This window comes from Mycobacterium sp. (genome assembly GCF_051006775.1).
Taxonomy (GTDB): domain Bacteria; phylum Actinomycetota; class Actinomycetes; order Mycobacteriales; family Mycobacteriaceae; genus Mycobacterium.
In genome coordinates, this window is the sequence record NZ_JBPCSX010000216.1 from 1 (window position 1) to 10,287 (window position 10,287).

General features: G+C 69.4%; 11 protein-coding genes and 1 tRNA gene. 7 read left to right on the top strand and 5 right to left on the bottom strand.

Annotated elements, in window-relative coordinates; genetic code table 11:
- Positions 1-118: 118 nt before the first annotated feature.
- Together ACR2JI_RS15545 and purU are read left to right on the top strand one after the other, a co-directional pair.
- A tRNA-Val gene (locus ACR2JI_RS15545) sits at positions 119-190 on the top strand.
- 403 nt (positions 191-593) lie between these two features.
- The gene (gene purU / locus ACR2JI_RS15550) at positions 594-1,499 is read left to right on the top strand and encodes a formyltetrahydrofolate deformylase (protein ID WP_526391546.1); all 906 of its coding nucleotides are present in this window, start codon (positions 594-596) and stop codon (positions 1,497-1,499) included.
- Here the strand turns inward: purU and ACR2JI_RS15555 are convergent.
- Positions 1,496-1,834 (bottom strand): helix-turn-helix domain-containing protein, encoded by a 339-nt coding sequence (locus tag ACR2JI_RS15555; protein ID WP_526391548.1) that lies wholly within the window; start codon positions 1,832-1,834, stop codon positions 1,496-1,498. The genes purU and ACR2JI_RS15555 overlap by 4 nt on opposite strands.
- Before the next feature lie 54 nt (positions 1,835-1,888).
- Positions 1,889-3,613 (bottom strand): amidohydrolase, encoded by a 1,725-nt coding sequence (locus tag ACR2JI_RS15560; RefSeq protein WP_526391550.1) that lies wholly within the window; start codon positions 3,611-3,613, stop codon positions 1,889-1,891.
- A 34-nt stretch (positions 3,614-3,647) separates the two neighbouring features.
- On the opposite strand from ACR2JI_RS15560, the gene ACR2JI_RS15565 reads away from it, so the two are divergent.
- The gene (locus tag ACR2JI_RS15565; protein ID WP_526391552.1) at positions 3,648-4,613 is read left to right on the top strand and encodes a cobalamin biosynthesis protein; all 966 of its coding nucleotides are present in this window, start codon (positions 3,648-3,650) and stop codon (positions 4,611-4,613) included.
- Here ACR2JI_RS15565 and ACR2JI_RS15570 read toward each other — a convergent pair.
- Genes ACR2JI_RS15570 through ACR2JI_RS15580 form a run of 3 tightly spaced genes read right to left on the bottom strand, consistent with a single transcriptional unit; the run spans position 4,567 to position 6,516 of the window.
- Positions 4,567-5,355 carry an SURF1 family cytochrome oxidase biogenesis protein gene (locus tag ACR2JI_RS15570; protein WP_526391554.1) on the bottom strand — a complete coding sequence of 263 codons (789 nt, stop codon included), beginning with the start codon at positions 5,353-5,355 and terminating at the stop codon, positions 4,567-4,569. The two genes, ACR2JI_RS15565 and ACR2JI_RS15570, sit on opposite strands and share 47 nt — an antisense overlap.
- On the bottom strand, positions 5,355-5,846 hold the full coding sequence (locus ACR2JI_RS15575; protein WP_526391556.1) for a low molecular weight protein-tyrosine-phosphatase: 492 nt from the start codon (positions 5,844-5,846) through the stop codon (positions 5,355-5,357). The genes ACR2JI_RS15570 and ACR2JI_RS15575 overlap by 1 nt, the downstream gene beginning before the upstream one ends.
- On the bottom strand, positions 5,839-6,516 hold the full coding sequence (locus ACR2JI_RS15580; protein WP_526391558.1) for an HAD-IA family hydrolase: 678 nt from the start codon (positions 6,514-6,516) through the stop codon (positions 5,839-5,841). The genes ACR2JI_RS15575 and ACR2JI_RS15580 overlap by 8 nt, the downstream gene beginning before the upstream one ends.
- A gap of 31 nt (positions 6,517-6,547) precedes the next feature.
- Here ACR2JI_RS15580 and cobC point away from each other — a divergent pair, with 31 nt between their 5' ends.
- From cobC to ACR2JI_RS15600, 4 genes are all read left to right on the top strand, one after another.
- Positions 6,548-7,585 (top strand): Rv2231c family histidinol phosphate aminotransferase CobC, encoded by a 1,038-nt coding sequence (gene cobC, locus ACR2JI_RS15585; protein WP_526391560.1) that lies wholly within the window; start codon positions 6,548-6,550, stop codon positions 7,583-7,585.
- Positions 7,582-8,700 carry a Nif3-like dinuclear metal center hexameric protein gene (locus tag ACR2JI_RS15590; protein ID WP_526391562.1) on the top strand — a complete coding sequence of 373 codons (1,119 nt, stop codon included), beginning with the start codon at positions 7,582-7,584 and terminating at the stop codon, positions 8,698-8,700. Before cobC ends, ACR2JI_RS15590 begins: the two co-directional genes overlap by 4 nt.
- Before the next feature lie 10 nt (positions 8,701-8,710).
- On the top strand, positions 8,711-9,433 hold the full coding sequence (locus tag ACR2JI_RS15595; RefSeq protein ID WP_526391564.1) for a zinc ribbon domain-containing protein: 723 nt from the start codon (positions 8,711-8,713) through the stop codon (positions 9,431-9,433).
- Positions 9,430-10,287, top strand: an 858-nt coding sequence (locus tag ACR2JI_RS15600; protein WP_526391566.1) for a bifunctional RNase H/acid phosphatase, incomplete at its 3' end; no start/stop codon positions are given. The genes ACR2JI_RS15595 and ACR2JI_RS15600, both read left to right, overlap by 4 nt.

Genomic DNA, 10,287 nt, shown 5'->3' on the forward strand with positions numbered 1-10,287 from the left:
ACCGATCTATCCTCGCACGCATCGGCTGCTGGATATGGTGTTGCGGCGCAGCGCACGATTTCGTAACCCGTCGGAGTGACGGGTACCCTGCCCGTGATCCGGGCGCTGCCCGTGACACGGGCGTGTAGCTCAGTGGTAGAGCTCTGGTTTTACACACCAGCGGTCGGCGGTTCGATACCGTCCACGCCCACAATCCCGAAAGATTTGCGTCGCGTTCACCGTCCGTCAATCCGGCAGGCTGGAAATCCGTTCCGGGTGGGTGCTTGGCTGAAGCCTCATCCGGTTCCAACGGCGGGAGGTCGGTAATCCCATGAGCACACTCGCGAAAGTCGCCGCCAGCTATGGGATCAGGCCAATTGACCTGGCGAATTTGGTTGGCATGACTCAGGTCGAACTACACGCCGAACTGACCGGCGAGCAGCTGGCCTTCGTGGTCAACTCCGCTGACGGGAGCGACTTCTTCGGCCGCCCGGCGGGTGGCCGGCACCGGTTCCGCTGACGGCGGCACCGCACGCGTCCGGTATCTTGAGGATGGTCGCGCTGGAATTTGCCAGCGGGCGCGAAGACTATTCGATCAGACGAGGGACGTGGTTATGGCCGGGCCTGTTGGGGGCGAGTTTCCGCGAAGAGGGGAAACCCTTCCGCTCTGCTGTATCGGTCGTTTGCTGCTGCGCTGTGCCGACCGGCCGGGACTGGTGGCGGCGATCACCTCGTTCCTGGCCGATGCCGGCGCCAACATCATCTCGCTGGATCAGCATTCCACCGAGGAGACCGGCGGGGTCTTCATGCAGCGCACCATCTTCCATCTGCCCGGGCTGACTGCGGCACGCGACGAGTTGGAGAAGGCGTTCGCCGAGCAGGTCGCCGGTCCGTTCGAGATGGATTTCCGGCTGACTGAAGCCGATAAGCCCAAACGGGTGGCGATCATGGCCTCCAAGGAGGACCACTGCCTGCTGGATCTGCTATGGCGTGACCGGCGCGGTGAACTGGAGATGTCGATTGCGATGGTGATCGGTAACCACCCGGACCTGGCCGAACAGGTCCGCCCATTCGGGGTGCCGTTCTTTCATATCCCGGCCACCAAGGACATCCGCGCCGAAGCCGAGCAGCGACAGCTGGACCTATTGCGCGGCAATGTCGACCTGGTGGTGCTGGCCCGCTATATGCAGATCCTGACCCCGACCTTCCTCGACCAGGTCGGCTGCCCGGTGATCAACATCCACCACTCGTTCCTGCCTGCCTTCATCGGCGCGTCGCCCTATCGGCGGGCCAAAGAGCGCGGCGTGAAACTCGTCGGGGCCACCGCCCATTACGTGACGGCTGATCTCGACGAAGGTCCGATCATCGAGCAGGACGTGGTCCGGGTGGACCATCGCCGCAGCATCGAGGACCTGGTCCGATTGGGCGCCGATGTGGAACGGGCGGTGCTGTCCCGCGCGGTGCAGTGGCACTGCGAGGATCGGGTCATCCGATTCGACAACCAGACCGTCGTTTTCTAGATCTGCTGAGCCACCAGCCGTCGCCGCACCTCCGCGGCCAGATCCTCGGCCGTCAGTTCACTCGGTGACACCCGGATCTCGATCGGCCGGTCCAACTCACCGATGTCGAGATAGGACGCCGCCAGCAGCGCCTCGATAGGCGAACGCCGGAAGACCCGGGCCACCATGATCACGGTCTCGGCCTTCGGCCGGGTTTTACCGTGCAGCCAGTTGCACACCGACAGCCGCCCGATGCCGATCTGTTCGGCGATCTGCGCCTGGGTCTGCGCGCCGGCGATACGACGCAAATACTCCGGCCAGGTCTCACTTGACCCAACCTCCACCACATATTCCATGTGTTTCCCCTCCCCGCCGACGACGATACGGAGGGGGTCCGACAAAAGATGGCCTCAGCAGCAGCCGCGGTGAGACGTCCGGGTGGCCAGGTCGGCATGCGCGGTCGGATCGGTGGCGCCGACCGCGCCCAGAAACGCGGTCAGGTCGACACGCTCGCCGGCCAGCCAGGTGCCGGTCACCGCCGCCGCGTCCGCGAGGGTGGCCGGATCCACGGCGTAGGGGTCGGCGGCCAACTCGGTGAAGTCAGCCAACTTGCCGGGGGTGATCGATCCGATCAGGGTGTCGCGGTGCAGCGTGCGGGCGGCGTCGATGGTGTGCGCCCGTAGCGCCTGATCCAGGGTCATCGTCTGTTCGGGGCCGTGCACCGACCCCGATCGGGTCCGCCGGGTGACGGCGGTGGCGATGTTGAGGATCGGCGAGGGCGGGGACACCGAACCGTCGTTGTGGAACGACACCACCGCACCGGAGGCGGCGGCTTCGCCGAACGCTTGCCAGGGGGCACCGTGCTCAGGGGCGAACATCTGCCCGTCAAGCAGATCGCCCCAGTAGTAGTACTGGAACGGCGCCATCGAGATGTACACGCCGAGCTTGGCCGCCCGGTCGAAGTGTCGCCGTCGGCCCGCGCCGGCATGTTCGATCCGCCAGCGGTGGTCGGTGCCGAGCAGATTGTGCCGTTTCAGTGCGGCCTCGTAGGCATCCAGCGCCAGGTCGATGGCCAGATCACCGTTGGAGTGGAACGCCATCTGCCAACCGCCGGGGGCGGCCTTGTCCAGGACGGCGTCCAACTCCGGCCGGGTGTAGTTCATCGATTGCGGCCCACCGGCTTTCGCCGGATCAATCCCGGCAAGCCGGGTCGCGTCGCTGTCCAGATAGGGGAACGAGATGCCGATGTTGCCGACCCACGGTGAGCCGTCGGTCCATAGCTTGACGCCCTGCTTGATCAGCCAGCCGTCCCCGCCGGCGAAGCTCACCGGCTCGGTATAGGTGTCGCTGGTGGACACCTCGAACATGCTGATCCGCAGCGGACAGGACGCCGCGGCGGCCAATGCCTCGTAACCGGCTTTCAAATTGAGATCGAAGGTCATGTCCGAGGTTGAGGTGTAACCGGCCCGGGCCATCGTCGCGTAGTACTGGGCACCGGCCACCAGCGGATTGCCGAGCTTGCCCATGATGTCGCCGATCGCATCGATGAGCACCGGCAACTCGAATCCCTGACCGTCGAGGCTGCCGTCGGGATTGCGCCCGAAACTCCCACCGACCGGGTCGGCCGGGGGATTGACGTCCCAGCCCCTGGTCTTCATCAACGCGGTGTTGAAGTACACGCCATGGCCGGAGTTGTCGGCGATCGCGACCACCCGGTCGCCGAAGGTCCTGTCCAGTTCATCGGCCTTCGGCGCGGGCCGCTGATGCAGCAGTGCGTCGAAGCCGGAGAACAGCAGCGGGATCGACGGGTCGGTACCGGCGATCGCCTGCTGGAATACCTTCTCAACGTCAGCCCAGGTGGGGTACTCGAACGGGGTGATGTTGCGGGCCGGCGGGTTGAGCGCAACGCCGCTCATCAGCGGGTGGCTGTGCGGCTCGACCAGACCGGGTAGCAGCGCGGCGGCCCCGGTGTCGACGACCTCGGCCCCCGGCGTGGCCCGGCGGCACTCCTCGAGGCTGCCGACGGCGACGACCTTGCCGCCGGACACCGCGACGGCCTGGGCCCTGGGCTGGTCCGGGTCCATCGTGATGACGGTCCCGGCCGTGAGAATGCGATCAGACTCAGATGCAGACACAGGGGCAGTAGACCATGTGTGAGACGCTGCGGTGGTGATTGCCCGCAGTCGATCTCGGGCAGCCGGGATCGCGGTCGGCTACCTCTCGGATCGTGTGTTCGCCGACCCCCGGCGGGGGCATCCGGTTGCGGGATTCGGCCGGTTGGCGTCCGGGGTCGAGCGGCTCACCTACCGCGACAGCCGGGCTGCCGGCGCGCTGCACACCTCGGTGCTGGTCGGCGGCGCGGTGATCGCCGGCGCCCTGGTCGAGGGCCGTGCGGCAGACTCCGCCCTGCGGGTCGCAGTTGTCGGCCTCGGCACCTGGGCGGCGCTTGGTGGAAACACGCTGGCGCGCACCGGAACCGCGATGGCCGATCTGCTCGCCGCCGGTGACATACCGGGGGCCAGGGACCTGCTGCCCTCGCTGTGTGGCCGGGATCCGGCGTCGCTGGACGAGGCGGGACTGACCCGGGCGGCGCTGGAGTCGGTGGCGGAGAACACCTCCGATGCGACAGTGGCCCCCCTGCTGTGGGCGGCGATGGCCGGGCTACCCGGTGTGCTCGGCTATCGCGCCGTCAACACCCTCGATGCGATGATCGGTCACCGTTCGGCGCGGTATGCCCGATTCGGCTGGGCTGCAGCGCGATTGGACGATATCGCCAACTATCCGGCGGCCCGGCTGGCGGGATTGCTGACCGCGCTCTGCGCACCGGTGGCCGGCGGTTCGGTGAGTGCGGCTGTACTGGCCTGGCGACGTGACGCGGCCCGGCATCCGAGTCCGAACGCCGGTGTCGCCGAGGCCGCGTTCGCCGGTGCGCTCGGCGTGCGGCTGGGCGGGCCCACCCAGTACCGCCACCAGTTGGAGATCCGTCCGACTCTCGGCGACGGCCGCTCGCCCGATGTCGGGGATCTGCGCCGGGCGGTTCGGCTGTCGCAGGCTGTTCAGCTGGCTGCGGTCGTCGTCGCGGTGGGGATCACGGTCGCCGGCCGTAACGGTCGGCGAGCTTGTCCGCGGCGGTGAGCGGCGTCTCGGGTGCGTCGGCTTCCCTGCGCCGGGTTCGGATCTCGGACAGCACGAAATAGCCGAGCCCGATCGGTGCCAGGATGCCGAACGCGATCCACTGGATTCCGTAGGAAAGAAACGGCCCGGCGTCCAGTTGGGGAAGCGCCAGGACGCCGAGCCCGCCGGGTTGGTTGTCGACCAACTGCAGATACGAACCGGTCAACGGCGTCCCGGTCACGGCCGCGACCTGTCGGGTGTCGATGGCGTACACCTGCTGAAAGCCGCCCTCGCGGAACGGCTTCCTGTCTCCGGCGGTCTCGGAGTCGCGCAGCCGGCCGGTGAGGGTGACGGGGCCGGCCGGTGGATCCGGGATGACGGGGACTCCGGTGACCGCGACCGGTCGCACATAACCCCGGTTCACCAGCACCGTGGGGCCGCCCTCGACGGCGAAGGGAGTGAGCACCTCGAAGGCAGGCGCACCATCGATGACCCGCAGCCGCGCCAGCACCGTCATCCCGGGCAGATAGCGACCGGTGGCGGTGGCACGCTTCCACTGCGAGTCGGGCGCGGACGAATCCTGCCGGGGCAGAACCGTTGTCACCGGAACCGGGTCAGCGCTCAGCGACGCCTTTATCTGGTTGTTCTCGCGGGTGGTCCGGGTGTTCTTGCCGAGCTGCCACGGCGCCAGCACCGTGAAGCACAGATACGCGAAGGCCGCCACGACCAGACCCAGTGCGAACCAACCCGCCCAGCGGCGCATCAGCGTCCCCCGTCCTCGGCGAGTCGGGCGTCCACCCAGGCGTGCAGTCCCGGCAGCGCGGCATCGATCACGGTGAAGACATCCTCGAAGTCGGCGTGATCGCCGTAGTACGGATCCTCGACATCGAGGGCGTGGGCGCCCGATCGGGGGTCGAAGGAGCGCATCATGCGCAGCCGGCCCGGCTCGACACCCCAGTCGGTGAGGATCCGAAAATGGTTGCGGCCGAGGGCCACCACCAGATCCGCCGACAAATGCTCGTCGCCCACCTGGGCGGCCCGGTGCTCGGTGGGGTAACCACGATCGTGCAGCACCCGAACCGCACGATCGTCGGCCTCGGCTCCGCTGTGCCAGCCTCCGGTGCCCGCGCTGCTGACCCGCACCCGGTCGGCCAACCCGCGGCCGGCGATCTGATGGGCGAACATCTTCTCGGCCATCGGGGAGCGGCAGATATTGCCCGAACAGACGAATGTGACGTGTAGCGGCTCAGGCATCCGGCACTCCCAGCGCTTCGCGCAGTTCGCGCATCGTGGCGACCGAGGCGCAGGGTTGTGCGGTCCCCGGCCCGGTGAAGTCGTCTGTGCCGTAACCCCATTCGACCACCACCGTGCCGATCCCGTGTTCGGCGGCGCCGATGACGTCGTGGGCGCGGTCGCCGACCATCACCACCCGGTCCGGCAGCGGGCCGAGCTGAGCCAGCGCGTGGGCCAGCACGTCGGCCTTGGCTGCCCGGCTTCCGTCCGGACTTGCGCCGGCGATCACCTCGAAATGCCGGGCGATCCCGAAATGCTCCAGGATCAGCCGCGCGGTCTGCTCGAGTTTGGAGGTGGCCACCGCCAGCCGGACTCCGGCCGCCCGCAGATCCGTCAGCAGATCGGTGATGCCGTCGTAGAGGTTGTTCATCGCCCAGCCGCGGCTGGTGTAGTCGGCGCGATAGGCCCGCATCGCCTCGTCGGCGCGATCACCGAGGCCCATGCCCACCAGGGTGTCATGCATGGGCGGGCCCACAACCATCGCCGCCAGATCACCGCCGGGCACCGCGGCGCCGACGGTGGCCAGCGCGTGCTCGAAGCTGGCCACCACGCCCCGGGCCGAATCGGTCAGCGTGCCGTCGAGGTCGAAGATCACCAACTGCGGGTTGGCGTCGGTGGCCGTGCACGTCACCGCCCCATTGTCGCGCACTAGTCTTGCTCGGGTGAGTGCGCAGTCTGGCTGGGGACTACCGCGTCCCGGTTCGCGCTACCACGGCGACCAGGCGCTGGCCCCGGGCATGCTCGACTTCGCAGTCAATGTCAGGCACGCACGACCCCCGGCCTGGCTGACCGCGCGGCTGGCCGCCCGGCTCGACGACCTCGCCGGTTACCCCGGCCGCGAGGACGAGCTGGCCGCGGTCACCGCCGTGGCGCAGCGGCACGGTGTGGCGCCGGAGCAGGTGCTGCTGCTGGCCGGCGGCGCGGAGGGCTTCGCGCTGCTACCCGCTCTGCGCCCGACGCTGGCCGCCCTGATCGCACCGTCGTTCACCGAACCGGAGGCCGTGCTGACCGCCGCGGGCGTGCCACTGCGGCATGTGGTGCTCCCCGAGCCGTACCGGATCGCCGATGCCGTCGTTCCCGGCGAAGCCGACCTGGTGGTCCTGGGCAACCCCACCAATCCCACCGGGGTGCTGCACCCGCGCGAGGCGATCCTGGCGCTGCGCCGCCCCGGTCGCCTGCTGGTGGTCGACGAGGCGTTCGCCGACGCGGTGCCCGGCGAGCCCGAGTCGATGGCCGGGCTGGGGCTGCCCGACGTGGTGGTGTTGCGCAGCCTGACCAAGACCTGGTCGCTGGCCGGGCTGCGGGTCGGCTACGCGCTGGGTGATCCGGCGGTGCTGGCCAGGCTCGCCGGCGGACGGCCGCACTGGCCGCTGGGCACCCTGCAACTGGAGGCGATCGCGGCATGCTGTGCCCCGGCCGCGGTGGCCGAGGCGCAGGCCGGTGCAGTGCAGCTGGCGGCGATGCGCACCGAGATGTCGGCCGCGCTCACCGGGCTGGGTCTGCCGGTGCTCGACGGTTCCGCACCGTTCGTGACATTTGCGGTTCCGGATGCGCCACTGATGCGAAAAAGGCTGTCCGCCAACGGGATCGCGGTGCGACGGTGCGATACGTTCATCGGCATGGGGGACAGCTATCTGCGAGCGACTGTCAGGGCCCGGTGGCCGCTTCTGGTGGACGCTGTTTCCGAGGCGCTGCGATGAGCGTGCGCCTGGCCGAGATCATCGCCGTCCTGGACGGGGCCTACCCGCCCGCTCTGGCCCATGACTGGGACTCGGTCGGCCTGGTGTGCGGTGACCCCGACGATCCGGTCGACTCGGTGACCGTCGCGGTCGATCCGACCGCCGCCGTCATCGACACCGTCGGAGAGCGCGGTCTGCTGCTTGCTCACCATCCGCTGCTGCTGCGGGGGGTGGACACCGTCGCGGCGAGCACCCCCAAGGGGGCGCTGATCCACCGTCTGATCCGCCGGGGCGCGGCGCTGTTCACCGCGCACACGAATGCCGATGCCGCGTGCCCCGGGGTCTCCGACGCGCTCGCCGACCGGTTGGGACTGACCGTGGAGGCGGTGCTGGATCCGGCCGCCGGCGCGCCGGCGCTGGACAAGTGGGTGGTGTTCGCACCGCAGACCGCCACCGCGGCGGTGCGCGATGCATTGTTCGCCGCCGGCGCCGGTGAGATCGGGGCCTACTCACACTGCAGCTGGACGGTGACCGGGGCCGGTCAGTTCCTGCCCGGGCAGGGTGCGGCACCGGCGGTCGGCACCGTCGGCGCGGTGGAACGGGTCGCCGAGGACCGCCTCGAGGTGGTCGCGCCGGCCGGCATCCGGTCCCAGGTGCTGGCGGCGATGCGGGCGGCTCATCCCTATGAGGAGCCGGCCTTCGATGTGTTGAGTCTCGAGCCACTGCCGCGCGGTGTCGGGATCGGCCGCATCGGCAGGCTGCCGCAACCGCAGCGGTTCGCCGACTTCGTGGCACAGGTCCGGGCCGCCCTGCCGGCAACCACCTGGGGGGTGCGGGGCGCCGGGGATCCCGATGCGCTGATTTCCCGGGTCGCGGTCAGCGGCGGGGCGGGGGATTCGCTACTGGGTGCGGCCGCCGCAGCCGGTGTGCAGGCCTACGTCACATCCGATCTGCGTCATCATCCCGCCGACGAACACCGGCGCCGCAGTGCCGTCGCACTCGTCGACGTTGCGCACTGGGCCAGTGAGTTCCCCTGGTGTGAGCAGGCCGCAGAGCTGCTCCGCCGGCGGTTCGGCACCGCCCTGCCCGTCACCGTATGTGCGCTGCGCACCGATCCCTGGAATATCGAGATATGAGAGTCCTACATTGAAAAGTGAAGTAGCACAGCAACGTTCACTGCTGAATCTCTCGGAGGTCGACGCCGAGCTGGGTCGGCTGGCGCATCGCACCGCTCACCTGCCCGAGCAGCAGCGCTACGACAAGGCGCTGGAGGATCAGCGTGCGGCCGCCGACCGGGTGGCGGTTCTCGATGTCGCGCTGGAGGACGTCGACGCCCAGATCGCCCGGCTCGAGGCCGAGGTCGACGGGGTTCGCAAGCGTGAGGATCGCGACAGAGGCCTGCTGGACGGCGGCACGGTCAATGCCAAGCAGCTCGAGGAACTCCAGCATGAGCTCGGCACCCTGGAGCGCCGCCAGGCCAGCCTTGAGGATTCGCTGCTGGAGGTGATGGAACGCCGCGAACAACTCGCCGGTGAGCAGGCCGACGCCCAGGCCCGACTGGACGACTGCGATATCGAGGCGGCCGCGGCGCGGCAGGCCCGGGATGAGGCGCTGGCGGGTGTCGAAGAGAGCCGGACCGAACGAACCGCCCACCGCGTCGAGCTGGCCGCGACCATCGACGGTCAACTCCTCGAGCTGTACGAGAACCGGCGTGCGGCATCCGGTATCGGCGCGGGACGGCTGGAGGCCGGGCGGTGCGGCGCCTGCCGGATCGAGTTGGACCGCGGCGAGATCGGCCGGATCTCGGCCGCCCCGGCGGACGAGGTGCTGCACTGCTCGGAGTGCCGCGCCATTCTGGTGCGTCCGTGAGGGTTCTGATCGAGGCCGACGGGGGGTCCCGCGGGAACCCGGGCCCGGCCGGTTTCGGATGTGTGGTCCTGTCGGCTGACCGCGCCGCGGTGCTGGCCGAGCACAAGCTGGCCATCGGACACACCACCAACAACGTCGCCGAATACCGCGGCCTGATCGCCGGACTCGAGGAGGCCCGCACGCTGGGCGCCACCGACGTCGACGTCTTCATGGACTCCAAGCTGATCGTGGAGCAGATGAACGGCCGCTGGAAGGTCAAGCACCCCGGTATGGCCGAGCTGCATCAGCAGGCCCGTGCGCTGGCGTCGACGTTCGCCTCCGTCAGCTACTCGTGGATCCCGCGCGAGCGCAACAAACATGCCGATCGCCTGGCCAACGAGGCGATGGACGCCGCAGCGGCCGGTGTGCCGGCGGACACCGTCGAGCGGGCGGCGGATCCGCCGCCGGGCGCGGTCGCGATGCCGCCGTCGGCCTGGACCGGCAACCGTGGCGGACCGACCCGGTTGCTGCTGCTGAGGCACGGCCAGACCGAGCTGTCCGTCCAGCGCAAGTACTCCGGCCGTGGTAACCCCGAACTGACCGAGGGTGGTCTGCGGCAGGCCGCAGACGCCGCCCGCTACCTGTCGCAGAAGGGCGGCATCTCGGCGGTGGTCACCTCGCCGCTGCAGCGGGCCTACGCCACCGCATCCGCGGCGGCCGACGCGCTGGGGCTGGACGTGCAGGTCGACGAGGACCTGATCGAGACCGACTTCGGCGACTGGGAGGGGCTCACCTTCACCGAGGCCGCCGAGCGCGACCCCGATCTGCACGGCCGCTGGCTGCGCGACACCGGTCTGCGGCCGCCGGGCGGCGAG